The organism is Curtobacterium sp. MCBD17_019, from assembly GCF_003234555.1.
Taxonomy (GTDB): Bacteria; Actinomycetota; Actinomycetes; order Actinomycetales; family Microbacteriaceae; genus Curtobacterium.
Map to the genome: position 1 here is coordinate 81,877 of NZ_QKTT01000008.1, position 25,914 is coordinate 107,790.

Here is a 25,914-nt window from a genome sequence, read left to right on the forward strand (position 1 = left end):
CGTCGGCTAGTGCTCCAGCCAGGTGCACGGCACTGCCGCCACCCACCCGGTCGGGGCCTCGAGGAGTCGTGCCGGCTGCGCGGGTCGGACGTCGCACTCCGCGGTCCACGCCGTCACCTGGTCCGACCACAGCGGCCCGGCCTCGCGCTTCTGGCCGTCGACGGGCGCGTTCAGAGCGAACGCCACGGCCACCCCGGCGGCGACGACTCCGGCCACGGCGAGGAGGCCGACCCGCAACACCCGACGCCGTGCCGCGACCGCGCGGGCCGCGAGGACGTCGGCGGCGACGAGGACCGCGGCGAGCAGGAACATCGAACTCGGCGCACCGTAGCGGATCGTCCAGACGGTCCGCAGCTGCGCGGTCGTGTACTCCGCGTACTCGTAGACCGTGTTGGCGTTGAGGTACACCGACCCCGCCCAGACGAGGAGCGAGCCGTACAGCAGCACGACGATCGCGCCGCGCTGCCACCAGCCGCCGAGCACCACGCCGAGCACGAGCAGGGCGAGGACGAGCAGCGCCGGCACGACGAGGACCACGAACCCGTGGATCGCCGCCTCCGTCCCGACGTCCGCGATGTTCCACGTCGCGGTGCCGCCGACGACCTCGAGGAGGTAGCCGACGACCATGTCGGCCACCGAGACGGGCACGTGCTCCGAGGCGGTCCGCGCGTTGGACAGCGTCGTCAGGACCTGTGCACCGGTGCCGATGACGGCACCGGCGACGACGGGCCACTTGCGACGTGAGCGGATCCCGACGAGGAGCACGGGCAGGAACGCGATCGACTGGATCTCCGAGAGACCGATGAGCACCGCGACGACCGCCAGCACGCCGGAGTGCCACCACGACCGGACGACGACCCCGAACACCCACGGGGCGAGGAACAGGAGGTACGAGTGGATGTTGGCGGCGTTGCCGGAGATCTCGATCGGGGCCAGCGGGAGCAGCACGGGCACGAGACCGAGGAGCACCCGAGCCACCCAGGACCGGACGACGGCGCCGGACAGGACGAACACGCCCGCGCCCGCGGCCGCGGCGACGGCACAGCAGAGGGCCGTGTCGACCTCGGCGAAGCGGCCGGGTGACGCCACGTGCTCCGCGAGGGCGATCACGGCACGCGGGACGACGTGCAGGTACCCCTGGTAGGGCACGAGGAGCGACCCGACGGTGCCGTGGGTGAACAGGTCCTGCAGGAAGAAGCGGCCGTCCTCGGCCCAGAGCGTCCCCCGGCTCTCGGGAGTGAGCCGGAACCACGCGACGAGCGTGCCGACCGCCCACAGCGCCACGGCGCCGATCGCGACGACGACAGGGTGGACCGTCCGGTTCCTGAGCACCGCACGATCATGCCAGACCGCTCACCCGCTCCGTCGCCACGGCACGGCGAGCGTGTCCGGCGGCCTCACCCGCGTGGGGCGAGCGTGTCCCGCGGCCTCACCGGCGCGGGGCGGGCCGGTCTCCCGCGGCCGCATCCGCGCACGCCGCGGTCAGCGGACGGTGACGGTGCTGCAGCCGAGCGTCGGGTTGCTGCCGCCGGTCGCGTCGATCGCGTAGACGCACACCCGGTGGCTGCCCTTCGCGGCCGGGACCGTGGCGTCGAACCCGTGCGCCGTGCCGATCCCGCTGAAGGAGCGGGCGACGTCCGGTCGGCTGGTCGACGCGGTCAGCGCGGTCGCGCGGGTGTCGACGTACACGTGGACCGCGATCGACGTCGTCGGTGCGTCCGGATCGAACGTCCACCCACGGACGTGGACGCCGCCGGTCACCGCCGCGACCTGGTCGAGGCTCCCCTTCGGGGCCTGGTTGACGACCGAGACGGTCCGACAGCCGAGGCTGGTGTCCGATCCGGCGCCCGTGTTCACGGCGGTCACGCAGACCGTGTGCGACCCGTTGCCGGCCGGCAGCGAGGTCGAGAACCCGTGTGCGGCCCCGTACACCGGGTAGAGCCGCGCGACGTCCGAGCGTGACGCGGAGGCCGTCACCCGCTGCGCCTTCCCGTCGACGGTCACCGTGACGGCCACCGGACCGGTGGTGTCCCCGTCGAGGGCCCAGCCCGCGACCGCGACCGAGTTCGTCGTGGTGGTCACGCCGTCGAGCGACCCCGTCGGGCTCGAGCCCGGGACGTGCACGGTGCTGCACGACCCGATGAGCGCGTTCGAGCCCTCGTCGACGTTGATGCCGTAGACGCACACGGTGTGGGTGCCGGCGGTCGCCGGGAGCGTCTCGTCGAACCCGTGCGCGGACCCGAGCCCGGAGGCGCGACCGACGTCGGAGCGCGCGCCGGACGCGAGGGTGGTCGTGTGCGTGTGGTCGACGTAGACGGCCACGCGGATGGAGTCCGACGTCTGCGGATCGAGCGTCCACCCGCGGACGCGGATGCCGCCCGGCGACGCCTGCGCCTGGTCCACCGCCCCGATCGGGGACGCGCTCGTCACGGTCAGCGTCCGGCACCCGAGCGCCGTCGTCTGGCCGCTGCCCACGCCGACCGCGGTCACGCACACCTGGTGACTCCCCGCGGCGGCGGCGAGCGTCCCGGAGAAACCGTGGTCCGAACCCCGGCCCGGGTAGGCCCTGCCGACGTCCGCGCGCGTCTGGTCGGCCGTCATCGTCGTGGGGCTGCCACCGTCCACCGTGGCCCGGACCCGGATCGGGTCGTTGACGTCGCCGTCCATCGCCCAGCCTCGGACGCTCAGCTCGTCGAACCCGCCGGTCGCCCCGTCGAACGACCCGACCGGCGACGCCGCGCCGGCCGTCGGGTCGCCGAACCAGTCGTTGTACAGGCGCCAGAAGTTCCGGTTGCCGTACGCCGAGCACGCGTCCCCGGTGCCGTAGAGGTTCGCCAGCGCCGCCGCGTTCGGCGTGTACGGCGTGTAGTAGTAGAGGTCGGCGGTCGCCTGGTCGGTGATCGTCACCGACTTGGTGCCGCACGAGGTCGGGACGTCGTACTGCACCGCGGCGGTCGTGCCGGGTGCGTACCAGGTGAAGTACTTGCTCGTGCCGGCGGGGTTCGCGTACCGCTTCCACTGCCAGGCGGCCCAGTACACCTGGTTGCCGACCCCCGAGTACGCCGGGTCGCAGGCGCCGTTCGTCGTGTCCGGGCAGGCGTAGCCCATGGCCCGCGAGAGCACGCCCGACGAGGGCTTCTGTGCGGTGCTGCCCGACACGAGTCCCTGCTCCTTCTGCAGGGTCACGAGGATCACCTTGGGGCTGATGCCGCACGCGACCGCCACCCGGGTGATGATCGTCGCCGCGCTCAGGCCCGATCCGCCGGTGACCGCCCCGCACATGGGGTCGGCGGCGTGCGCGTTCAGCGACGACGTGCCGACGTTGAGGCACGAGGTCGACTTGCACGTGCCGATCTGGTCGTCGAGGAACGACTGGACCGCCGACGCGGACATCGCGTCCCCGTCGAAGAAGTTGGCGTCCGAGATGATGTTCCCCGCCTGGAACGACGACCCGCTGAGCGCGCGGGCGGCTTCCTCCCCGGGCGAGCGCGGTGCGACCTGGAACCCGACGAGCACGGTGGCCAGGGCGAGCACCGCCATGACCGTCGCCAGGAGCTTGTTCACGTCGTCGGTCTCCTCTTCGCCGGTGGCGTCGGTGCTGGTCCGGTCCGCGGGCACGGCGATCATCGGATGAGGTCGCTAGACCACATCAGGTCCTCAGGGTCACTTCAGGCTACGGGAACCACTCCAGTCACACAGCCCCCGATCCGTCCCCCGAACGGGCGGCACGACGGAACGGCCGGGAGGCTCGACACACCTCCCCGACGCCGCTGCGGCGGGAGGGTGTGCTCAGTCCGCCTCGAGGAGCTCCTCGACCCGCCGACGGTCCGCACGGGTGGCGCCGTCGTCGCGACGGGCGCGACGGGCATGGCGGACCAGGCCCGGGGCCTCCCGGACGAGACGCCACCACTGCGCGGGCGTGAGCTGTGCGCGGTCGGGGCGCGCGAGGTCGAGGAGGGCGCGCACCGTGGTCCGGAGGACCACCCGCAGCGTCGTGCCGGCCGTCGCGTTGCGCAGGACGACCGCGAGCCGGTTCCGGATGCTCTGGTAGCGGACCAGGGGTGAGTCGCTGCCCGAGCTCGCCGCGTGCCGGTGGACCACCACGGCGTGCGGCGCGTGCCCGATGTCCCACCCTGTCAGGCGCAGCCGCCACGACACGTCGACGTCCTCGTAGTACATGAAGAGGTGCGGATCGAACCCGCCCACCTGGTCGAGCGCCTCGCGACGGATGAACGCGGCGCCGCCGCTGAACCCGAACACGGGGGTCGTCTCGCGCGGCCCCTCGATCGGGGCGAGCCAGTCGCGGTCGCGGCCGTTGCCGCTCCGGGACAGCACGACGCCCGTGCCGTTGACGAGGTGGACGCCGCCCTCCGAGCGCCGCCAGCGTGCCCCGTCGGGCGCGACGAGGTCGTCGGGGCCGCGGCCGTCCGGGTCCGGGCGGAAGGTGCCCTCGAGCAGGGCGGTCGCGGCGACCGCGGCGGTGCGGGGACCGGCCGCCTCGAGCGCGGCCACGCCGTGTGCCAGGAAGCCGTCGTCGGCGACCGCGTCGTTGTTGAGCAGGGCCACGACCGTTCCCCGTGCGGCCGCGATCCCGGCGGTCACCCCGCCCGCGAACCCGCTGTTCCGGTCGATCGGCACGACGACCACCCGCGGCAGGTCGCGACGGAAGCGGGCGACGTCGGCGTCGCGGGCCTCGTTGACGACGAGCACCACCTCGACGTCGTGCTCGCTGCGCTGCGCGAGGACGGACTCCACCGCGCGCACGGTCAGGTCGGCGCGGTGCCAGTCGACGACGACGACCGAGACGAGCATCCGACCATCATCCCGCACCACCGGCGGTCTCCACGGTCCCGCGCCGGGCGGCTGGCTATACTCGCCACGGCCAGTGCGCCACGACCGCCGTCGACATCTGGAGATCCCGTCTTGACCGTCACCACCACGGGCACCGTGTCCGTCGTCATCATCAACTTCCGCGGCACGGACGACACCCTGGAGTGCGTCGCGCGGTTGAACGAGGTCGACTGGCCCGCACGCCAGCTCGAGATCGTCGTCGTCGAGAACGGCTCCGGCGACGACAGTGCGACCCGCCTCCGGGCGGCCCTCGGCGACCAGGCGAACGTCAAGCTCGTCGTGTCCGACGAGAACCTCGGGTTCACCGGCGGCAGCAACCTCGGCGCCCGCACGGCGACCGGCGAGTTCGTGGCGTTCCTCAACAACGACGCCAAGCCGGACCCCCAGTGGATCCGCGAAGGGCTCGCCGCGTTCGCCGCGAGCCCCCGCATCGGCGCGGTCGCCAGCAAGGTCCTCGACTGGGACGGCACGGCGATCGACTTCGTCGAGGCCGGGCTGACCTGGTTCGGCATGGGCTACAAGAACCACACGACCGAGCCCGACGACGGCCGGTTCGACCGCGAGAAGGACATCCTCTTCGGCACGGGGTCGGCGCTCTTCGTGCGCCGGGCGCTGTTCCTCGAGATCGGCGGGTTCGACGAGGACCTGTTCATGTTCTACGACGACGTCGACCTCGGGTGGCGGCTGAACCTGTACGGCTACCGCGTCCGCTTCGCGCCGAACTCGACCGTGTACCACAAGCACCACGGCTCGATGAAGAGCTTCGGCGAGTACCGCGAGATGTACCTGCTCGAGCGCAACGCGCTGCACATGCTCTACAAGAACCTCGACGACGCCAGCCTCGGCACGATCCTCCCCGCGGCCCTCGCCCTCCTCGCCCGTCGCGCCGTCGCCAAGGGCGAGCTCGACAGCGAGTCGTACGACCTCCGCCGCTTCACCGGGGCACCGGACGAGCACGAGCCGACCACACCGGTGTCGAAGGACACCGTGGCCGGTCTGTTCGCGGTCGACCAGTTCGTGGCCGACCTGCCGAAGCTCCGGCAGAGCCGGGCCGAGGTGCAGTCCCGTCGGGTGAAGACCGACAAAGAGGTCTTCCGGCTCTTCGGGAACATCTTCCACCCGCTGTTCGGCAACGACTACTACCTCGAGGGCTTCACCGCCATCCAGGACGCGTTCCAGGTGAACCGGCCGATGATGCGCAAGCGCGTCCTCATCATCACGGGCGACGCGCTCGGCGAGAAGATGGCCGGCCCGGGCATGCGGGCGTGGAAGATCGCCGAAGCGCTGAGCGAGCACAACGACGTCCGCCTCGTCACCTGGAACGTCGCCAACCGGGCCTCGGACCAGTTCGAGGTGCACCGCGTCCGTCTGCAGGACGAGCGCGCGATGAAGGTGCACGAGGAGTGGGCCGACGTCATCTTCTTCCAGGGCTTCGCACTGCGGCACTTCCTGACGCTGCAGGCCTCGAACAAGATCATGGTCGTCGACCTCTACGACCCGATGCACCTCGAGCAGCTCGAGCAGGGGCGCGAGATGGGCGACGCCGCGTGGCGGAACCAGGTCCTCGTGACCACCGAGGTCGTCAACGAGCAGCTCCAGCGCGGCGACTTCTTCCTGTGCGCCTCGGAGCGGCAGCGGTTGTTCTGGATCGGGCAGCTCGCGGCCGTGGGTCGCGTGAACCCCGACACCTACGCGCAGGACGAGAACCTGAAGTCCCTCATCGCGATCGCACCGTTCGGCATGGACTCGACGCCGCCGCAGCACACCCGCAAGGCGATCCGCGGTGTCGTGCCCGGCATCGGCGAGGACGACAAGGTCGTCATCTGGGGTGGCGGCATCTACAACTGGTTCGACACCCCGACCCTGGTCGAGGCCGTCGCGAAGGTCGCCGAGCGCCACGACGACATCCGCCTGTTCTTCCTCGGTGTCGCGCACCCGAACCCCGACGTGCCCGAGATGGCCATCGTCGCGAAGACCCGCGAGATCAGCGAGAAGCTCGGGCTGACGAACAAGCACGTGTTCTTCAACGAGCAGTGGGTCGCGCTCGACGACCGCCAGAACTACCTGCTCGAGGCCGACGCCGGCGTCTCGACGCACTTCGCGCACGTCGAGACGACGTTCTCGTTCCGCACCCGGATCCTCGACTACATGTGGGCGAACCTGCCGATCGTCACCACCGAGGGCGACAGCTTCGGCGACCTCGTGGCCGCCGAGGGCATGGGCGTCTCCGTCCCGGAGCGTGACGTCGACGCCCTCGCCGACGCACTCGAGGCGATGCTCTACGACGAGGCCGCCATCGCCGAGGCCCGAGCACAGGTCGCCCGGGTCCGTGCGGACTTCACCTGGGAGAAGGCGCTCGCGCCGCTCATCGAGTTCGCGCACGACCCGTACCCGGCTCCCGACCGCGCGAACGCCGCTGTCGAACGGGAGCGCACGGGCGGAGGCGTCGTCATCCCGCAGATCGGCAAGTCGCGCGAGCAGCGGTTCCACGAGATCGCGAACAGCCGACACGGGCTCCGCCGCGACGTCATGCTCGCGAGGCACTACCTGACCGACGGCGGCGTCCAGGAACTCGCGGGCAAGGTGCGCAACCGTGTCTCGACGATGCGCGCGAGCAAGTACGGACGCTGAGTGCGTGGCGGTGCCGGCCGGATCGGCGCGAGGTATAGTTTCCTGTTCGTCCGACGAGTGAGGTACACATGAGCACGACCATCGCCGACCGGACCGTCGCCGACCGGACCGTCGCCGACCGGTTCGCCCGTCTCCGCACGGAGCAGCTGGTGCCCGCGGGCCGGACCGCCGGGGGTACCTGGGGGTCGGTGCGCGAGATCCACGGTCAGCGCCAGCTCCTGGACCTCCTGATCCGCCGCGACCTGAAGTCCCGCTACAAGGACAGTGCACTCGGGTTCGCTTGGTCACTCATCCGGCCGCTCGTCCAGCTGGGGATCTACTGGCTGATCCTCGGCAAGATCCTCGGCTCGTCCCGGGCGATCCCCGAGTTCGCCATCTACGTGTTCGCCGGGCTGACCCTGTACGGACTGTTCAGCGAGATCGTCTCCGGCGCGACCGGCTCCGTCGTCGCGAACGCGGGCCTCCTCAAGAAGGTCTACGTCCCGCGCGAGATCTACCCGCTCTCCGCGGTGGGCGGCGCGCTGTTCAACTTCGGGATCCAGATGGTGATCCTGCTCATCGCGACGGCCGCGTTCCGGTCCTTCCCGATGAACGAGGGGATCCTGTTCTTCTTCCCCGCCACGCTCGTGATCCTGATCTGGGCCACCGCCATCGGCCTGCTGTTCTCGGCACTCAACGTGTACCTGCGGGACATGGCCTACCTGGTCGAGGTCCTGATGATGCTCTTCATGTGGGCGTCCCCGATCGTCTACTCGTGGCAGATGGTGCACGACCGGGCGATCGCCGCGGGGATCAGCTGGATCCTGCCGATCTACGAGAACAACCCCGTCACGCTCGCCATCCTCGGCTTCCACCGCGCCTTCTGGACCGCCGGCGGTCCCGAGCAGTACCCGGACCACATGCTCCTCCGCCTGGTGATCGCCGGTGTCGTGGGACTCGTCGCGCTCTTCTTCTGCCAGCGGGCGTTCGCCCGACTGCAGGGGAACTTCGCACAGGAGATCTGAGTCCTCGGGACCGAGAAAGGCAGCACATGTCGATCGACAACGACCTCATCGCCCCGAGCGAGACCGAGGACGCCGTGTTCGAGGACGCCCCGACCGTCGTCAGCATCCGGAACGTCTCGAAGCGCTTCGTCATCCGGAAGGACAACTCCCTCAAGGAACGGATCGTCACGCTCGGTCGCGCCGGGCGCCGACACAGCGAGGACTTCTGGGCCCTCAAGGACGTCAACCTCGACATCCCGGCCGGGACGACGATCGGGCTGCTCGGGCCGAACGGATCGGGCAAGTCGACCCTGCTCAAGGTGATCGGCGGCATCCTCGAGCCCAGCACGGGGTCGGTCGCTCGACGCGGGCGCCTCGCCGCGCTCATCGAACTCGGTGCGGGCTTCCACCCGGACCTCACCGGCCGCGAGAACGTGTTCCTCAACGCCGCGATCCTCGGTCTCACGCAAGAGGAAGCCGAGGAGAAGTTCGACGACATCCTCCGGTTCAGCGGCATCGGCGAGTTCATCGACACGCAGGTGAAGTTCTACAGCTCGGGCATGTACGTCCGGCTCGCGTTCGCCGTCGCGATCCACACCGACCCGGACGTCCTCCTCGTCGACGAGGTCCTGGCCGTGGGCGACGAGCAGTTCCAGAAGAAGTGCCTCGACAAGATCCGCGAGTTCCAGCAGCAGGGTCGGACGATCATCCTCGTCAGCCACTCCCTCGGGCAGGTCCAGGAGCTCTGCGACCACGCCGTCGTCCTGCACCACGGCGAGGTCAAGTTCCAGGGGTCCGCGCGGCACGCCGTCAAGAACTTCCGCGAGATCCTCGAGGGTCGCCGCGTCGCCGAGGCCGAGGCCGCGGGCGAGGAAGCGACGCCCGGCAAGGTCGAGCGCGTCGAGATCGCCGCGCCGGGCCGAGCACCGGGCGAGGAGCTCCAGCCGGGCGACGACCTCGTCATCCGGATGACCGTGTCCCACACGTCGCCGCTGGAGGAGTGGAACTCGGGGTTCAAGATCGAGAACCAGCACGGCCACCTCGTGTACGGAACGGACAGTCGCAAGATCGGTTTCACGCACCAGCCGCTGCACGGTCGGACCATCGTGGAGTACCGGCTCCGGGACATCCAGTTCGGTGGTGGCCCGTACTTCATCCACTGCTTCCTCGCCAAGAAGACCGGGGAGCACATCGCGATCCTGCGCGAGGCGGCCCGGTTCGTCATGGCCGACGACGACCGTCACGCCGGGATGACGCGGGTGTCGACCGTCGCACGCGAGATCCCCGCCTGACGGTGGTCGACCTCCCGGTCCTCGTCGACGCGACCAGTCTCCCGCCGAACCGCGGAGGCGTGGCGCGCTACATCGTGGGCCTGTTGCGCGGCCTGGCCGAGGACGGCGTGGCGGTGGGCGTCGTCGTGAAGCCCGACGACCTGTCGTGGCTCCGATCGGTGGCGCCGTCGCACCGCTACGCGGTCGCGCCCGCCGCCGTGGCGCGTCGTCCGGTCCGACTGCTCTGGGAACAGGTCGGGCTGCCACTCCTGGCCCTGCGGGCGCGGGCACGGGTGCTGCACTGTCCCCACTACACGTTCCCCCTCGCCGCTGGCCGCAGGTCCGTCGTCACGCTGCACGATGCGACCTTCTTCAGCGACCCCGACGCACACGGGGCCCTGAAGCGCCGGTTCTTCCGGCTGTGGACCCGACTCGCCCGCCGTCACGCGCGGGCCACGGTCACGCCGAGCGCCGCGACGGCCGCGGAGATCGCCCGCTTCGTGCCCCACACCGCGGTCCCCAACGTCGTCGCGCACCTCGGCGTCGACCCTGCGGTGTTCCACGAGCCGACCTCGGAGGCCGTGCGCTCGTTCGCGGCCGAGCACGACCTCGACACCGGCGAGGGCTGGGTCGCGTTCCTCGGGACCGTCGAGCCCCGGAAGCAGGTCGCCGCCCTCGTCGCCGCACACGCCGAACTCCCGGACGCTCCCCCGCTCGTCGTCTCCGGCGGCCTGGGTTGGGACCCGACGGCTCGGGACCTGCTCGAACGCGCGGGGAACCGGCCCGGCGCCCGCCTCCGTCACCTCGGTTTCCTGCCCAACGACCATCTCGCCGCGTTCCTCGGCGGCGCGACCGTCGTGGCGTACCCGAGCACCGGCGAGGGCTTCGGGCTCCCGGTCCTCGAGGCCATGGCGTGCGGTGCCGCCGTCCTGACGACGCGCCGTCTGGCGATCCCGGAGGTCGGAGGCGACGCCGTCGCGTACGTGGAGCCCACGGCGGACGCCATCGCCGCGGGTCTCGCGGGCCTGCTCGCCGACCCGGCGCTGCGCTCCGCCCTCGCCACCGACGGCCGACAGCGTGCGCAGACCTTCACCTGGCGCGCGTGCGCTCGCGTGCACGAGGAGGTCTACGCGGCATGACGACGACCGAACGACGCACGGCCCACGTCGGGATCGTGACCGTCAGCTACAACTCCGGCCGCTACCTGACCGACTTCCTCGCCTCGACCGGTGCGTCGTGCTCCGGCCGCGTCCCGGTCGTCGTCGCGGACAACCGGTCCGACGACCTGGCCGGGCTCCGCGCGGCGACGGAGGCGAGCGGTGCCGTGTTCCTGGAACTCGGCACCAACGCCGGGTACGGCAGTGCGGTGAACCGCGCCGTGGCCGCGCTCCCCCCGGACGTCGACTGGGTGCTCGTGTCGAACCCGGACGTCGTCCTCGCGCCCGGCTCCGTCGACCGCCTCCTCGCGACCGGCTCGGAACGAGCGGACATCGGCGCCGTCGGCCCGGCGATCGTCGAACTGGACGGGACCGTCTACCCGTCAGCGCGCGCCGTCCCGTCGCTCCGGAACGGGCTCGGCCACGCGCTGTTCGCCAACGTCTGGCCCCGGAACCCGTGGACCGCCCGGTACCACAGCGACCGCGACGGCGCCCGACGACGCGACGCCGGCTGGTTGTCGGGGGCGTGCCTGCTCGTGCGCCGCAGCGCCTTCGAGCGCATCGGCGGGTTCGACGAGCGCTACTTCATGTACTTCGAGGACGTCGACCTCGGCTACCGGCTCTCCAGAGCCGGCTTCCGGAACGTGTACGAGCCGGCGGCTCGCGTCACGCACGTCGGGGCGCACTCCACCCGTGGCGTGTCCGAGCGGATGCGCCGCGCACACCACGCGAGCGCGTACCGGTTCCTCGCCTCGAAGTACCACGGGTGGTACCTGTGGCCGCTGCGCGTCGCGCTCAGGCTCGCCCTGGGTGTCCGCAGCAGGATGCACGGTTCGACCATCTGACCACGTCGGCCTCCCAGGCCGACCCGACACCTCCCCGGGACTCCACCGATGAAACTCGCAGTCACGCTCATGGTCCGCGACGAAGCGGACGTCATCCGACCGTGGTTGGACCACCACCTCGCACAGGGCGTGGACGTCTTCGTCATCACCGACAACGGATCGGTCGACGGCACCCGCGAGGCCCTCGAGGCGTTCGCGGCGTCCGGCGTCGCCGAGGTCGACCTGCGACACGACCCGGTGCACCGGAAGCAGCAGAGCGAGACCGTGACACGGATGGCCCGCGAGGCGCACACGCTGCACGGTGCCGACTGGGTCGTCAACGCGGACGCCGACGAGTTCCTGTTCGCCAAGGACCGCAGCCTGACGCTCCACGAGGTGTTCGAACGGCTCGACCCCGCGGTGAACGCGTTCGTCGTCCCCGTCGTCAACATGGTCGGTCCCCTCGCTCGGCGCGGCGGCGGTCTGTCGCGGCTCCTGTGGCGCGACGAACGCTCCGCGTCCGAACTGCACGCAGCGGGCCTCATCTCGCAGCCGTCGGGGAACGCGATCCACGTCGGACACCCGGACGTCGCCGTCGTCCAGGGCAACCACCTCGTGACCATCCCCGCGGGCGAGGCCCCCGCCGAGGACCTCGCGCTCGAGGTCCTGCACTTCCCCTGGCGATCGTGGGGGCAGTACGAGCACCGCGTCGAGATCGCCGGTCGCGCGTACGAGGCGAACCCCGACCTCAACCCGAGCCCGAACCACCACGGGATGCGTGACTACCGGCGCCTCCAGGAGGGCGTCCTGCTCCACTACTACGCGCTCCGCCACGTCACCGAGGCGGAAGCCGAAGCGGGGCCGTTCACCCGGGACGACTCCCTCGTCCGCTCGTTCGCCGACCGCGGGACGCCGCTTGCCGACGGCGAGGACGAGGTCGTCCCGGAGGACGAGTTCGTCGACCTGCGCCGGGTCGGAGCCGCGTTGGCGGCGCGCGATGCCGAGGTCGACCGCCGCGAGACCGAACTCGGACGCGTCCGCGAGAACGTGCGGCTGCTCGAGTCGACGGTGCAGCACCAGCAACTCCGGATCGACGCCGTCGAGCAGCTCGCGAACCACCGGGAGGCCGAGCTCCAGCGCATGCGGGCGCGGCGCGTCGTGCGTATGGCCGACCGTGCGGGCGACGTGGCCCGGTCGGTCCGGTCGCGCATCCGCGCGCACTGACACCCGCACTGACACGCGGTCGTCCTCGCTGCGACGCGGAGGTGCCGGAGACGCCGGAGACTCCGGAGACGCCGGAGACGCCGGACGCGACGCTCAGGCGCCGTCGGGTCGTCCGCCGCGGTCGGCGTGGACGTCGGGCTCGGAACCCGCGTCGACGCCGACTGCCGGCGGCCGCCGGAGGCGGAGCACGACGGCCGCCACCACCATGAACGCGAAGACGACGAGCGAGACGACGTAGTCGCCACGCGTGGCGGTCAGCGCGATCGCCGGGCCGACCGGGGTCACGAGCCCGACGGCGCTCGAGTAGGCCACGACGGCGCAGATCGACCAGAGCACCGTCAGGACCGTGCCCGCGATGCGCCCGAGCGCGGTCAGTCCGATCGCCCCGACGATCGCGGTGACCGGGACGAGCGGGAGCGCGTAGCGCGTGTTCGGGGCGCCACCGCCCATCACGAACCGGACCTCGAGGAACACCGTCAGCACGACGACCGCGACCATCATCGCCGCGAGCCACCACCCTGCCGGGACACCCCAGAGCGGCCGCCCGACGACCCCGGCGACCTCGGCCGGCTGCGCATCGGCGGCGGCGGCGCCGTGATGGCGTCCGCGTGCACGCAGCGTGCGGACGAGGACGACGACACCGACGACCGCGGCGAGCACGAGCGGTGCGAGGAGCAGGACCCACGTGAGCGGGCTCGTCGTCGGCAGGCCGGCCCGGTACACGGCGAACAGCTGCTCCCAGAACCCCTTGTCGGTCACGACGGACGACGCGGTCCGGTCGTGCCGACCGAGGTGCGCCGCGGCCCAGGCCGGGTGGCTGCCGGCCACGTTGCCGGTGAGCGCGCGATTGCGGAGGTAGAACCACCCCGCTCCGAGCGCGGCGACGACACCGACGACGACGGCCGCCAGCACCCGGCGCCCCCACGCCCCGCGCGCGGTGACGGCACGGGTCGGCGCGACGAACAGGGCGACGACGAGGCCCAGGAGGAAGACGGCGAACACGAGCCGACTCAGCATGCCGCCCACGCCGACGAGCGCCGCGGCGACGACGAGCCGCGTCGTCAGGCCGGTCCGCAACGCCCGCGCCGCCAGCCCGATCGCGAGCGCGCAGAACGTGACGTTGACGAGGTCGTTGTAGATCGCGCCACCGACGAGGATGAGCATGCCGGTCGACGCGGTGGCGAGCGCGGCCACGACCGCGACGACGCGGTCCCCCGGACGCACCTGCCGCGCGGCCCACCACGTCGCGAGCACCGTCGTCCCCGCGATGAGCGCGTCCTCGAACCGGCCGGCGATCACCGCGATGTAGAGGTGGTTGCCGTCGATGAGCGGTCCGACCACGGGCGCGAGGAGCGCGTAGAACAGCGGCGGGTGCTGCGAGACCCACTGCACGGGCGGGACGGCCCCGAAGGCGGGGTGGAACTGGATCCCGCGCTCGAAGACCGGGAGGTGACCGTGCCACACCTCGTAGGCGTAGTCGAGGTGCGCGGTCTCGTCGGCCGTCGACAGCGGCCCGTTGCTCAGCGCACGGGCGACCGAGGCGAGCACGACGAACACCACGGCGGCGACCAACCCGGCGACCTCGAGCCGCGCGTCCCGCCGCGCCCGTCCCTCCCGGCGTCGCTCCCGCGTCGCACTCCGGGGTCCCTCGGCCCACGACTCAGCTGCGGACACGGAGGACCTCCTCGATCAGGACGGCGGCTCGACGGTCGAACGAATGGTGTTCGGCGAACACCGCGGCACGCGCCGATCGGATCATCTCGTCGCCGGGTTGCGCGGCCGCGACGACGCGCCGCAGGTCGTCCGGGCCGCCGGCCGTGACCACGACGCTCGGTCCTGCGACCTCGCGGATGCCCGGCACGTCGTCCGACACGACGATGGCCCCCGTCGCGGCGGCGTCGAAGAGCCGGTTCGACAGGAACCCACCGTCGGCCATGTCGGGCCAGTGGTCGTTGAGCACGACCCGAGCGCTGCGGTAGGCGTCGGGCAGGCGGTCGTTCGGGAGGAACGCCCCGCGGACCAGGGGCGCCACCGGTGTCGCGTCCCACCCGGATCCCCACACCGTCAGGTCGAGGCCGGCCGCCACCGCGTCGGCGACGACCGGCCGGACGGTGTCGCGGGTCTTGCCCACGAAGAGGACGTCGCTGGCGAGTTCGGGATCGGACGGTCCGGGTGCGAACCGCGCGGGGTCGGTGGCCTGGAGCAGCGTCCGGACGGGCAGTCCCGTCCGGGCCGCCGTGGCGTCCGCCCACCGAGCGCCCGCGGCGAAGCGCAGGTCGAACCGGGCGAGCTCCGGGTCGGTGACGAGGTCGGGGTGACTGATCACCCAGAGCACGTTGACGGCGCCGGGGACGACCGGGGTGTCGTCGAGTCCACGGAGCACGAGGCTGACGTCGTCGAGGTGCTCGGAGCGCGGACGGACGTGCCGGTCCCGCGCGTCGACCACGACCTCCTGACCTGCTCGCCGCAGGGCGGCCGCGAGGTCCTGGGCGAAGAACAGGTCGCCCCAGTCGTCACCGCGGGGGCCGGCGTGGGCCGCGATCTTGAGCGACCAGCGCAGACGGACGGCGCGATCGGTCGCGTGCACGGCCCGCACGAGCCACGGCACGGGGACGCGCAGCGCGACGGGACGCCCCGCAGGACCGGCGTCGACGCGTGCGATGGCGAGACCGCGCGCGGCGAGGGTCGTCGGCGTCCAGGCGTCCGCTCGGTCGTCCCACCCGCGGACGACCGCCTCGGCGTCGGTGTCGAGGCGCCGCGGTGTCTCGCGCGCGTCCCGGTACACGCGTCCGACCGGCACGGCCCGCACGGCCCCGCCGTGCACGTCCGCAGCGGCACGTGTCCAGGCGGCGAGCGTGACCTGTGCGTCGATCGTGCGCGGCGGGATCCCGACTGCGCTCGTGTGGACGGCGAGGACGGGTTCGTCGGCGGCGAAGACCACCGTGCCCGCCTCGCCGACGTCCTCGACCGGGAACCCCTCGAGGACCGGCCACGTGGGCCACCCTGGACGGATCAACCCGGCACCCGCGCTCGCGACGAGGTCGTCGCGGGTGCGCACGACCGCCTGGACCACCGCGGTGTCCGGCGTGAGCGCGTCGAGGAGGCGTCCCCACGCCTCCGGCTCGGCGTCGAGCGCCGCGTCGACCACGAGCAGACGCGCTCCGACCACGGCCGGGAGCGCGGCGGCGACGGCGCCGCCGACCGTCGCGTGCACGCGCTCGTCGACGCCCTGCCACCCCTGCGGGACGCGCGGTACGGGATGTGCGGTGGCGGGTCCGGCGTGGACGTCGTACGTGGCCAGGAGCACCTGCGCGGCGTCGACCGACGCTGCGGCCGCGTCGAGGGCGGCGGCGCGGTCGGCGAGCGACGTCCGGACGTCGGCGAGCACGAGGACGGTGGTCACGTCGGCGCGGAGCGCCGCACGGTCCACGCCGCGCTGGTCGATCTCCGTCGCGATGCCGAGCACGACGGGTGCGTGCCCCGCGTCGGGTGGGCTGACGTCACGACCGGCCAACAGGCGTCGAGCGACACCCGCAGCGACGCGAGCTGGTCCCCGGGTCAGCGCCATGCGTCCGAGGGTAGTGCCCGCGCGCCGCCGACACCGTTCCGGTCACGACCTCCGCTAGGATCGACAGCGCTGTCCAGAGCCCGAGGTGTTCCGAATTTTGAAACTGTTCGTGCAGATCCCCGCCCTCAACGAAGAGGCCACGATCGCGTCCGTGATCGATTCGATCCCCCGCGAGATCCCCGGCATCGACGAGGTCGAGCTGCTCGTGATCGACGACGGCTGCTCCGATCGCACCGTCGAGGTCGCGCGCGAACACGGCGTCAAGCACTTCGTGCACCACACGACGAACATGGGTCTCGCGCGGTCCTTCCGGGACGGCGTCGACTACGCGCTCCTGCACGGCGCCGACATCGTCGTGAACACCGACGGCGACAACCAGTACCCGCAGGCCATGATCACCGAGCTGGTGCAGCCCATCCTCCGGCGCGAGGCCGACATCGTCATCGGTGACCGGCAGACCCGCACCATCGAGCACTTCTCGGCCTTCAAGAAGAGCATGCAGCAGTTCGGCAGCTGGGTCGCCAGCCGCGCGGCCGGCCTCGACCTGCCCGACGCCGCGAGCGGCTTCCGCGCGTACTCCAAGTACTCGCTCATCCGGCTGAACATCGTGACGCGCTTCAGCTACTGCATGGAGACCATCGTCCAGGCCGGGTACAAGCGCCTCGCGATCGCCAGCGTGCCGATCACCACGAACCCGAAGACCCGCGAGTCCCGCCTGTTCAGCAACATCTGGCAGCACATGTTCCAGTCGGGGTCCGCGATCGCCCGGGTCTACCTGATGTACCGACCCATGGCCCTGTTCGCCTGGATCAGCGTGCTGCTCGCCGTGTGCGGGCTCATCCCGTTCGTCCGGTACCTCGTCCTGCTGGCGGTGGACGGCGGGGGCAACCACCTGCAGTCACTCATCCTCGGCGTCGTCCTCGTCATCACGGCCCTGCTCTCGATCGTGATCGGCGTGGTCGCCGACCTGACACGCCTGAACCGGACGTTGCAAGAGGAGACACTCGACCTCCAGAAGCTCGCCCGGTATGGCGATTGACGCCCCTCCGATCACCCGTCGCGAGCGCATCGCCGTCGTCGCGCTGACGGTCGCGTTCGGGCTGGTACTCGCGCTGTGGGCGGTCCTGACCCCGCTGTTCCACACGCCGGACGAGGCCGCTCACGTGGACGCCGTGGTGCACGTGGCGCGCGGCGACGGCTGGGCGGCACCCGGGCACCTCCGCTACGAGGGCGCGACGGTCCAGGCGCAGGCGCTCGTGGGACACGTCCCGACCGACCAGGGCCCGACGTGGGGCGCGCTGGAACGCCGGTACACGCACGAGACCGGCGTGAACCAGATGACGCAGCACCCGCCGACGTACTACGTGCTCGCGGCCGGTGTCCTGCACCTCGTGCACTACGAGCACCTCCGGTACGACCTCGTCGTGCTCACCCTGCGGCTGTTCGACGCCCTCCTCGTGCTCGCACTCCCCCTGCTGGCGTGGGCGACGACCCGACGGCTGACGGGCTCACCCGCCGCGGCGCTCGTCGGCGGGGCAGCCGTCCTCGCGGTGCCACAGGTCGCACAGATCGGTGCCTCCGCGAGCAACGACCCGCTCGTCATGCTCGCCGGTGCGCTCGTCACGTGGCTCGGGGTCCGGGTCGTGACGGGCGACGTCCGACGCCGCACGCTCCTGGCGCTGTCGGTCGCGCTCGGACTCACGGTCGCGTCGAAGGCGACGGGTCTGCCCGCGATCCCGTTCGTCGCCGTCGCCGCGTTCTGGTCCGGGGTCGGTGTCCTCCGTCCCGCGGTGCGCGCGGTCCGGGCGCTCGTCGCGCTCGCCGTCGCCGGGGTGCTCGGCGGCTGGTGGTGGCTCCACAACATCGTCGTGTACCACGCGCTCCAGCCGAACGGACTCATCGCCCTCCGTCCGGACGAGCCCTGGACCGGCGGGGCGACGCCGAACTTCGGCCAGTTCTTCAACAGCGAGTGGACGGGCCTCGGACCGACGTTCTGGGGTGACTTCGGACGCGCTCAGTTCCCGATGACCCCGGTGCTGACGGACCTGCTCACGATCGTCGGGATCGGCGGGATCGTCGTGTGGGGGTTCCGGCGCGGCCCCGCGCTCCGCTCGGCGATCGCGCTCGCGGTGTTCCCCGCGTTCCTCGTCGCGACCCAGCTGCTCAACAACTGGCAGAGCTACGACCGCACGCAGTTCATCGGCGGCGTGCAGGGCCGGTACTTCTTCCCGGGCATCGTGGCCCTCGTGGCGTTGAGCGCGCTCGCGTGGCGACGCGCCGTCCTGACGCCCGCAGGTCGCGCCCGGTTCGGCCGGGTGGCCCTGGTGACGGCCGTGCTCGTGGCCGCGTACGGCGTCACCGTCGGGTACCGCGGCTTCTGGGAGAAGAACCAGTTCCTCGTCACGCAGGACGGCCTCCACCGGCTCGCGAGCGTGAGTCCCGTCGGCGGCGCCGGCGTGACGGTCCTCACCGTGCTCCTCGGCGTCGCCCTCGTCGCGGCGGCCGTCACCACGTGGTGGGCGATCCCCGCAGCCGCGGCGGCGCGGACGCGCGCGGCGCGGAGCGAGGAGGTCCCGGTATGACCGCCGCCGAGCGCCTCCCGGCCACCGCGGTGGTCGTGCCGCGCCCCCGGGTGACCCGGCGCGAGGTCGTGGTGGTCGCGGTGGTCACGCTGGCGTTCGCGCTCCTGCTCGTCGTGTGGGCGCTCGTCACCCCGATGTTCCAGGCCCCGGACGAGGCCGCCCACGTCGACGCCGTGCTGCACCTCGCGCTCGGCGGCCACTGGGACGCCCCCGGGCAGCTGCACTACCTCAACGCGACGCGTGCCGCGGTCGACTCCGCCGCGTCGACCCCGCCCCTCCAGCGGCCCACCGTCGGTGCCCTCCTCGCGGCGCACCCTGGCGAATCGGTGCTCGTGGACCAGATGTCGCAGCACCCGCCCACCTACTACCTGGCGGCGGCGGTCGTCCTCCGGATCCTCCACCTCCACGACCTCCGGTGGGACGTCGCCGTCGTCGTGCTCCGCCTGGTCGACGCCCTCCTCGTCGCGCCGCTGCCGGTCCTGGTCTGGGCGACGGTCCGGCGGCTCACGCGGGCGCCGCGACTCGCAGCGGTCGCGCCGTTCGCGCTGTTCGCGGTGCCCCAGCTCGCGCAGATCGGTTCCTCCGTGACCAACGAGGCCCCCGTGTTCCTCCTGGGCGGCCTGCTGACGTGGTTCGGCGTCCGGATCCTCACCGGTGACCGGCGCTGGTGGACGACACTCGCGCTCGGGCTGACGTTCGCCGTGCTGGCGTCGGTGAAGGCCACGGGCCTCCCGGCGGTCCTGTTCGTCGCCGTCGTCGTGCTCGCCGCACGCGCCCTCCCCTGGCGGGCACGGCTGGCCCGCGCCGGGGTGGCGCTCGCGATCGGCGTGGTGCTCGGCTCCTGGTGGTGGGTGCACTGCCTCGTCGCCTTCCACACCCCGCTGCCGAACGGTCTCGCCGGTCTCACCCCGGTCACGCCGTGGCCGCCCGGCTCGACGCGGAACCTGGGACTCTTCGTCGACCAGCAGTGGGACGGACTGACGCGCTCGTTCTGGGGCGAGTTCGGCGGCTTCCAGTTCCCGATGACCCCGATCCTCACCGACCTCCTGTCGCTCGTGGCGCTGCTCGCGATCGCGTGGTCGTTCACCCGCCGGTTCCCGCAGCGCGGTGCCGTCGTCGCACTCGGCGCGCTGCCTGCGGCCGTGCTCCTCGCCGTCGTCGCGTACGACTGGCGGTCCTACGGTGGCCTGCACCAGATCGGCGGGACCCAGGGGCGGTTCCTGTTCGTCGCACTCGTCGCGGCGATCGCGATGAGTGCGGTCGCCTGGTCCGCGCTCGTGGTCCGGCCGGTGCTCCGTCGCCGGGCCGCCCGGGTCCTCGTCGTCGCGGCCCCGGCCGTTGGTGCGTACGGCTTGAGCGTCGCCTACCGGGGCGAGTACGAGCAGACGAACCTCGGGATCACGCGTCCCGGGCTCGCGCACCTCGCGTACACGACGCCGCTCGGGTCGCACGCCCTCGCCGTGGTCGGCGTCCTCATGGCGGTCGCGGTCGTCGTCGCGGTGGTGCTCGCGTGGCGCTGGTGCGGGCTCGGGTCCGGTCGGGACACGACCGGCCGGGAGGCCCCGCGCACCCCGGTCCCGTCGGTCACCGCCACGGTCCCCGCGACCGCGACCGACCGCCTCCCGGACGTCGACTGACGGAGCGCGGGACGCGACGACGCCCCGGCTCCTGGCGGAGGTCCGGGGCGTCGGGGTGCCGCGCGACGGGGCGCGCGTCAGGCGTCGAGGAGGCGCTGCAGGTACACGCCGTACCCGCTCTTCGCGAGCGGTGCGGCGAGCGCGGCGAGCGCGGCGTCGTCGATCCAACCGTTCCGCCAGGCGATCTCCTCGATGCAGCCGATCTTGTGGCCCTGCCGGTCCTCGATCACGCGCACGTACTCCGACGCCTGCATCATCGACTCGAAGGTGCCGGTGTCGAGCCATGCGGTGCCACGGTCGAGCACCTGGACGTTGAGCGCACCGGCCTCGAGGTACCGCTCGTTGACCGTCGAGATCTCGAGCTCACCGCGGGCACTCGGCTCGATCGTCTTGGCGATCTCGACGACGCGGTGGTCGTAGAAGTACAGCCCCGGCACGGCGTAGTTCGACTTCGGCTCGGCGGGCTTCTCCTCGATCGAGATCGCGCGGAAGGCGTCGTCGAACTCGACCACGCCGTAGGCCTTGGGGTCGGAGACGTGGTACGCGAAGATCGTCGCGCCGTCGATGTGGGTGTTCTTGCGGAGGTTCGTGCCGAGGCCGACCCCGTGGAAGATGTTGTCGCCGAGGACGAGCGCGACGCTGTCGTCCCCGATGAAGTCCTCGCCGATGACGAACGCCTGCGCGAGGCCGTCGGGCGAGGGCTGGACCGCGTACTCGATCGTCATGCCGAGCGCGGAGCCGTCGCCCAGGAGCGCACGGAACTGGTCGTTGTACTCCGGCGTCGTGATCACGAGGACCTCGCGGATCCCGGCCATCATGAGCGTCGACAGCGGGTAGTAGACCATCGGCTTGTCGTAGATCGGCATGAGCTGCTTCGAGATGCCCTTGGTGATGGGCCACAGCCGCGTGCCGGAACCGCCGGCGAGGATGATGCCCTTCATCGCGATCAGGCCCCCTTCAGCAAGTCGTAGAACGACCGGGCGTCCGCCCACTGCGGCAGCAGCCCCTGTGCCTCGGCCTCGGCGAGCGTCGGCGCCTCGGTGTCCTTCGGGGACAGCAGCAGCTCGCCCGCCTCCTCCGGGAACGCGAGCCCGATGGCCGGGTCGACCGGGCTGATGCCGTGCTCGCGCGTGGGCTGGTAGACGTCCGTGACGAGGTAGGACACCGTGGCGCCCTCCGTCAGTGCGACGAAGCAGTGCCCGAGCCCCTCGGACAGGAAGATCGCCCGCCGGTCCTGGTCATCGAGGAGCACCGAGTCCCACTCGCCGTACGTCGGCGAGCCGACCCGGATGTCGATGACGAAGTCGAGGACAGCGCCGTGCGTCGCCGTCACGTACTTGGCCTGGCTCGGCGGGATGTCCGCGAAGTGGATGCCGCGGACCGTGCCGCGCTTCGACACGGACGTGTTCGCCTGCTTGAGGTCGATCGAACGGCCGGTGGCCTCGGCCAGGCGGTCGAAGCGGTACCACTCGAGGAACACGCCACGGTCGTCCCCGAACTGCTTCGGCGTGATCTCGTAGCTGTCGGGGATCTTCAGTTCGCGGATCTGCACCCCGAGAGCGTAGCAAGGCACCGGTTCGCGCCCTCGCCCGGGAGCGGCGCGGCGCGGGTCGGCGGGGCGGTAGCCCATCGGTAAGCTCGCCGACGATGGAGGTCCGGATGCCAGTCACCCGCACGGAGCGCTGGACGATCGGCTCGATCACCGCGGCGTTCACCCTCCTGCTCGTCGTCTGGGCGCTCCTCACGCCGCTCTTCCAGGCGCCCGACGAACTGCCGCACACCGGTGCCGTCGTGGCGATCGCCACGGGTGAGGGCTGGCCGGCGCCGGGCGCACTGCGGGTGTCGAACGCGCTCCTCGCGGCCCGCGCCGAGGTCGCGACGACCGCGCCGGCCGACCGGGGCACCTGGGCCGAACTCGTCCGTGCCGCCCCCGGTGCGAGCGCCGGGGCGGACCAGATGACCCAGCATCCACCGACCGCCTACGCCCTGGCGGCCGTCGTGCTCCGCGTGGTCGGGTTCGAGGACCTGCGGTGGGACCACGTGATCGTCGTCCTCCGCCTCCTCGACGTCGCACTCGTCGCGCCGCTGCCCATGCTCGTCTGGGCTGCCGGCCGTCGCCTCACGCGGTCCCGGCGGTTCGGCCTCGTCGCGGCTGCGGCCCTGGCGGCCGTGCCGCAACTGGCCCAGATCGGTTCCTCGGTCACGAACGACGCGCTCGTGATCCTGCTCGGCGCGGTCGTGACCTGGCTGGCGGTCCGAGTGGCCACCGGCGATCTCCGGTGGCGCACCACGGTCGCACTCGGCGCCGCCCTCGGCGTCCTGGTGGCCACGAAGGCGACCGGGTTCCCCGCCGTCCCGCTCGTCGGCCTCGCCTTCGTCGTGGCCACCACGGCTCGTCTCCGCGTACGGCTGGGACGTGCGGCGGTGGCCCTCGCGATCGGCGCCGCGCTCGGGGGCTGGTGGTGGGTCCGCAACGTCGTGCGCTACGGCACCGTCCAGCCGAACGGGCTCGCCGGCACCTGGACGGCGTCGCCGTGGGTCCCGGGCCAGCAGCGCGACCCGGGGTTCTTCCTGTCGAGCGAGTGGTCCGCGCTCACGACGTCGTTCTGGGGTCGGTTCGGACTCCTCTCGTACCCGATCGACCCGGTCGTCGTGGTGGCGCTCACCATCGCCGGACTCGTCACCGTGGTCGCCGCGGTCGTGCTCCGGTCACGGTGGCGTGGACCCGTGCTCGCGCTCGTGACGTTCCCGGCGGTGTCCCTGCTCCTCCTCCTGGCGAACAACTGGCAGTCGTACGGTCGGCTGCACCGGATCACCGGGGCGCAGGGGCGGTACTTCTTCGTGGCGCTCGCCGCGCTCCTGCTCGTCGCCGCCGTCGGCGGACTCCGTCTGCTCCCGGCGCGCTGGTGGCCCGTCGCCGGTCGGGTCGTCGCGGTCGGGGCGCCCGTCATGGCGGTCTACGGACTGTCCGTCGCCTACCGCGGCTTCGACGAGGGCGCGGCGCTCCGTGTCACCCGCGCCGGCCTCGCCCACCTCGCCGCGACCACCCCGCTCGGTGCGCCGGTCCTGCTCGCGGCCGTGTGCCTCCTGGCCGTCGCCGGGAGCGCGACGGTCGTCGCGGTGTGGCGATCGGCCGGCCGCGGGAGCGACGTCGGAACGACCGCCGTCGGCGCGGGGCCGGACCGCCCGTCGCTCCGACGAGCCCCCGCGGCGTCCCGCTAGAATCCTCGGCGACCCTCCGCCAGACCGTTAGGAACAGTCCGTGAAGATCCTCGTCACCGGTGGAGCCGGGTTCATCGGCTCCAACTTCGTCCGACGCACGCTCGAGGACGCCTACCCGGGCCTCGAGGGCGCCGAGGTCGTCGTCTACGACGCGCTGACCTACTCCGGCAACGAGCAGAACCTCGCCCCGGTCGCCGACTCCCCGCGCTACACCTTCGTGCACGGCGACATCACCGACGCGGCCAAGCTCGACGAGGTCGTCCCCGGCATCGACGCGATCGTGCACTTCGCCGCCGAGTCGCACGTGGACCGTTCCGTGCGGGACTCCGGCGTCTTCGTCGAGACGAACGTCGTCGGCACCCAGCGCCTCCTCGACGCGGCCCTGCGGCACCGCACCCAGCGCTTCGTGCACGTCTCCACCGACGAGGTCTACGGCTCGATCGCCGAGGGCTCGTGGACCGAGGACCGGCCGCTCGAGCCCAACTCCCCGTACTCCGCGTCGAAGGCCGGCAGCGACCTGCTCGCGCGCAGCTACCACCGCACCCACGGGCTCGACCTGTCGATCACACGGTGCTCGAACAACTACGGCCCGTACCACTTCCCCGAGAAGGTCATCCCGCTGTTCGTCACGAACCTCATCGACGACCAGCACGTCCCGCTGTACGGCGAGGGCGACAACATCCGCGACTGGCTGCACGTCGACGACCACACGCGCGGCATCGCCATGGTCCTGACCCGGGGCCGCGCGGGCGAGATCTACAACATCGGCGGCGGCACGGAGCTCACGAACAAGGAGCTGACCCAGCTGCTGCTCGACGCCACGGGCAAGGACTGGTCGTACGTCGACCGCGTGGCCGACCGGCTCGGGCACGACCTCCGCTACTCCGTCGACATCTCGAAGATCCAGGCCGAGCTCGGCTACGAGCCCCTCGTGCCGTTCGAGCAGGGCCTCGCCGACGTCGTGCAGTGGTACCGCGACAACCGCGCGTGGTGGGAGCCGCTCAAGGAGCGTGCGGCGCTCGCATGACCCGGTACCTCATCACCGGCGCCGGCGGCATGCTCGGCCAGGACATCCAGCAGGCGCTCCTCGGGCGGGCGGTGACCGCGCTGACGCGTGCCGAACTCGACATCAGCGACGGCAGCGCCGTCGGTGCCGCGGTCGAGGGCCACGACGTCGTCATCAACGCGGCGGCGTACACGAAGGTCGACGACGCCGAGACCGACGAGGCCACGGCGCGGCGCGTCAACGCCCAGGGCGCCGAGATGCTCGCCCGGGCCGCGGTCCAGTCCGGTGCCCGGCTCGTCCACGTGTCGACGGACTACGTGTTCGACGGCACGGCGACGACGCCCTACGCCGAGGACACGCCGACCCACCCGGTGAGCGCCTACGGTCGCACGAAGGCCGAGGGCGAGGCGTTCGTCCGCTCCGTCGCCCCGCACTCGTCGTACATCGTCCGGGGCGCGTGGCTCTACGGCGCCGGCGGCCCGAACTTCGCCAAGACGATGCTCCGGCTCGCGGCGTCGCACGACACGGTGAGCGTCGTCACCGACCAGGTCGGCCAGCCCACGTGGACGGGCGACCTCGCACGGCAGATCGTCGCGCTCCTCGACGCCGACGCTCCCGCCGGGGTCTACCACGGCACGAACAGCGGGCAGGCCTCGTGGTTCGAGTTCACGAAGGCGATCTTCGCCGAGGCCGGCCTCGACCCGGAGCGCGTGCTCCCGACGGACAGCAGTGCGTTCGTCCGTCCGGCACCGCGTCCGGCCTACAGCGTGCTCGGGCACGACGGCTGGGCGGCGGCCGGGATCGCGCCGATGCGCGACTGGCGGGACGCCCTGCACGCCGCCGCGGCAGCGGGGGTCCTGACGGCCTGAGGGTCGCCGGGCGCCGTCGCGGCCCGGCGCCGTCGCGCCCGGCGCCGCCCGGGGCCGTCGCGCCCTGGGCCATCGCGCCCTGCGCCGAC

General features: G+C 72.1%; 19 protein-coding genes. 12 read left to right on the forward strand and 7 right to left on the reverse strand.

Features of this window, described 5'->3' with window-relative positions; genetic code table 11:
- Positions 1–6: 6 nt before the first annotated feature.
- The 3 genes from DEI82_RS09335 to DEI82_RS09345 form a co-directional block, all read right to left on the reverse strand.
- Positions 7–1,332, reverse strand: coding sequence for a hypothetical protein (locus DEI82_RS09335; protein WP_111036595.1), 1,326 nt, complete (start codon positions 1,330–1,332; stop codon positions 7–9).
- 150 nt (positions 1,333–1,482) lie between these two features.
- A complete protein-coding gene (locus tag DEI82_RS09340) occupies positions 1,483–3,627 on the reverse strand; it encodes a hypothetical protein (protein WP_111036596.1) in 2,145 nt (714 codons plus the stop codon).
- A 162-nt stretch (positions 3,628–3,789) separates the two neighbouring features.
- Complete coding sequence (locus tag DEI82_RS09345; protein ID WP_111036597.1) at positions 3,790–4,812, reverse strand: glycosyltransferase family 2 protein; 1,023 nt, start codon at positions 4,810–4,812, stop codon at positions 3,790–3,792.
- 111 nt (positions 4,813–4,923) lie between these two features.
- On the opposite strand from DEI82_RS09345, the gene DEI82_RS09350 reads away from it, so the two are divergent.
- From DEI82_RS09350 to DEI82_RS09375, 6 genes are all read left to right on the forward strand, one after another.
- Positions 4,924–7,482: a glycosyltransferase gene (locus DEI82_RS09350; protein ID WP_220037257.1), complete on the forward strand. Its 2,559-nt coding sequence runs from the start codon at positions 4,924–4,926 to the stop codon at positions 7,480–7,482.
- 68 nt (positions 7,483–7,550) lie between these two features.
- Positions 7,551–8,486: an ABC transporter permease gene (locus tag DEI82_RS09355; protein WP_111009546.1), complete on the forward strand. Its 936-nt coding sequence runs from the start codon at positions 7,551–7,553 to the stop codon at positions 8,484–8,486.
- Between the two features lie 26 nt (positions 8,487–8,512).
- On the forward strand, positions 8,513–9,757 hold the full coding sequence (locus DEI82_RS09360; RefSeq protein ID WP_111009545.1) for an ABC transporter ATP-binding protein: 1,245 nt from the start codon (positions 8,513–8,515) through the stop codon (positions 9,755–9,757).
- Between the two features lie 2 nt (positions 9,758–9,759).
- Positions 9,760–10,875 carry a glycosyltransferase family 1 protein gene (locus DEI82_RS09365; protein ID WP_181435165.1) on the forward strand — a complete coding sequence of 372 codons (1,116 nt, stop codon included), beginning with the start codon at positions 9,760–9,762 and terminating at the stop codon, positions 10,873–10,875.
- A complete protein-coding gene (locus tag DEI82_RS09370; protein WP_111009544.1) occupies positions 10,872–11,738 on the forward strand; it encodes a glycosyltransferase family 2 protein in 867 nt (288 codons plus the stop codon). Before DEI82_RS09365 ends, DEI82_RS09370 begins: the two co-directional genes overlap by 4 nt.
- A 48-nt stretch (positions 11,739–11,786) precedes the next feature.
- A complete protein-coding gene (locus DEI82_RS09375) occupies positions 11,787–12,941 on the forward strand; it encodes a glycosyltransferase family 2 protein (protein ID WP_111036598.1) in 1,155 nt (384 codons plus the stop codon).
- Positions 12,942–13,034: 93 nt separating this feature from the next.
- On the opposite strand, the gene DEI82_RS09380 is transcribed toward DEI82_RS09375, so the two are convergent.
- Positions 13,035–14,615, reverse strand: coding sequence for a glycosyltransferase family 39 protein (locus DEI82_RS09380; protein WP_111036599.1), 1,581 nt, complete (start codon positions 14,613–14,615; stop codon positions 13,035–13,037).
- Complete coding sequence (locus DEI82_RS09385) at positions 14,602–16,509, reverse strand: glycosyltransferase (RefSeq protein ID WP_146242878.1); 1,908 nt, start codon at positions 16,507–16,509, stop codon at positions 14,602–14,604. The genes DEI82_RS09380 and DEI82_RS09385 overlap by 14 nt, the downstream gene beginning before the upstream one ends.
- A 109-nt stretch (positions 16,510–16,618) precedes the next feature.
- On the opposite strand from DEI82_RS09385, the gene DEI82_RS09390 reads away from it, so the two are divergent.
- Genes DEI82_RS09390 through DEI82_RS09400 form a run of 3 tightly spaced genes read left to right on the forward strand, consistent with a single transcriptional unit; the run spans position 16,619 to position 20,728 of the window.
- Positions 16,619–17,548 (forward strand): glycosyltransferase family 2 protein, encoded by a 930-nt coding sequence (locus DEI82_RS09390; protein ID WP_375334619.1) that lies wholly within the window; start codon positions 16,619–16,621, stop codon positions 17,546–17,548.
- Positions 17,538–19,091 (forward strand): DUF2142 domain-containing protein, encoded by a 1,554-nt coding sequence (locus DEI82_RS09395; RefSeq protein ID WP_111036601.1) that lies wholly within the window; start codon positions 17,538–17,540, stop codon positions 19,089–19,091. The genes DEI82_RS09390 and DEI82_RS09395 overlap by 11 nt, the downstream gene beginning before the upstream one ends.
- Entirely contained in the window at positions 19,088–20,728 is a 1,641-nt protein-coding gene (locus DEI82_RS09400; RefSeq protein WP_111036602.1) for a DUF2142 domain-containing protein, read from the forward strand. The genes DEI82_RS09395 and DEI82_RS09400 overlap by 4 nt, the downstream gene beginning before the upstream one ends.
- Before the next feature lie 77 nt (positions 20,729–20,805).
- Here DEI82_RS09400 and rfbA read toward each other — a convergent pair whose 3' ends face one another.
- Together rfbA and DEI82_RS09410 are read right to left on the reverse strand one after the other, a co-directional pair.
- On the reverse strand, positions 20,806–21,669 hold the full coding sequence (gene rfbA / locus DEI82_RS09405; RefSeq protein WP_111009537.1) for a glucose-1-phosphate thymidylyltransferase RfbA: 864 nt from the start codon (positions 21,667–21,669) through the stop codon (positions 20,806–20,808).
- A 5-nt stretch (positions 21,670–21,674) separates the two neighbouring features.
- Positions 21,675–22,280 carry a dTDP-4-dehydrorhamnose 3,5-epimerase family protein gene (locus DEI82_RS09410; protein ID WP_111036603.1) on the reverse strand — a complete coding sequence of 202 codons (606 nt, stop codon included), beginning with the start codon at positions 22,278–22,280 and terminating at the stop codon, positions 21,675–21,677.
- 107 nt (positions 22,281–22,387) lie between these two features.
- On the opposite strand from DEI82_RS09410, the gene DEI82_RS09415 reads away from it, so the two are divergent.
- Genes DEI82_RS09415 through rfbD form a run of 3 tightly spaced genes read left to right on the forward strand, consistent with a single transcriptional unit; the run spans position 22,388 to position 25,825 of the window.
- Entirely contained in the window at positions 22,388–23,950 is a 1,563-nt protein-coding gene (locus tag DEI82_RS09415; protein WP_181435166.1) for a DUF2142 domain-containing protein, read from the forward strand.
- A gap of 40 nt (positions 23,951–23,990) precedes the next feature.
- A complete protein-coding gene (rfbB, locus tag DEI82_RS09420; RefSeq protein ID WP_111013465.1) occupies positions 23,991–24,977 on the forward strand; it encodes a dTDP-glucose 4,6-dehydratase in 987 nt (328 codons plus the stop codon).
- Positions 24,974–25,825, forward strand: a complete 852-nt coding sequence (rfbD, locus tag DEI82_RS09425; RefSeq protein WP_111009533.1) for a dTDP-4-dehydrorhamnose reductase — start codon at positions 24,974–24,976, stop codon at positions 25,823–25,825. The genes rfbB and rfbD overlap by 4 nt, the downstream gene beginning before the upstream one ends.
- The last annotated feature ends 89 nt before the right edge of the window (positions 25,826–25,914 follow it).

What these genes read in the sequence shown, in the direction of transcription:
- DEI82_RS09340 (WP_111036596.1), bottom strand. Translation starts at nt 3,627, where the DNA reads ATGATCGCCGTGCCCGCGGACCGGACCAGCACCGACGCCACCGGCGAA.
- DEI82_RS09345 (WP_111036597.1), bottom strand. Translation starts at nt 4,812, where the DNA reads ATGCTCGTCTCGGTCGTCGTCGTCGACTGGCACCGCGCCGACCTGACC.
- DEI82_RS09355 (WP_111009546.1), top strand. Translation starts at nt 7,551, where the DNA reads ATGAGCACGACCATCGCCGACCGGACCGTCGCCGACCGGACCGTCGCC.
- DEI82_RS09360 (WP_111009545.1), top strand. Translation starts at nt 8,513, where the DNA reads ATGTCGATCGACAACGACCTCATCGCCCCGAGCGAGACCGAGGACGCC.
- DEI82_RS09370 (WP_111009544.1), top strand. Translation starts at nt 10,872, where the DNA reads ATGACGACGACCGAACGACGCACGGCCCACGTCGGGATCGTGACCGTC.
- DEI82_RS09375 (WP_111036598.1), top strand. Translation starts at nt 11,787, where the DNA reads ATGAAACTCGCAGTCACGCTCATGGTCCGCGACGAAGCGGACGTCATC.
- DEI82_RS09385 (WP_146242878.1), bottom strand. Translation starts at nt 16,509, where the DNA reads ATGGCGCTGACCCGGGGACCAGCTCGCGTCGCTGCGGGTGTCGCTCGA.
- DEI82_RS09395 (WP_111036601.1), top strand. Translation starts at nt 17,538, where the DNA reads ATGGCGATTGACGCCCCTCCGATCACCCGTCGCGAGCGCATCGCCGTC.
- DEI82_RS09400 (WP_111036602.1), top strand. Translation starts at nt 19,088, where the DNA reads ATGACCGCCGCCGAGCGCCTCCCGGCCACCGCGGTGGTCGTGCCGCGC.
- rfbA (WP_111009537.1), bottom strand. Translation starts at nt 21,669, where the DNA reads ATGAAGGGCATCATCCTCGCCGGCGGTTCCGGCACGCGGCTGTGGCCC.
- DEI82_RS09415 (WP_181435166.1), top strand. Translation starts at nt 22,388, where the DNA reads ATGCCAGTCACCCGCACGGAGCGCTGGACGATCGGCTCGATCACCGCG.
- rfbD (WP_111009533.1), top strand. Translation starts at nt 24,974, where the DNA reads ATGACCCGGTACCTCATCACCGGCGCCGGCGGCATGCTCGGCCAGGAC.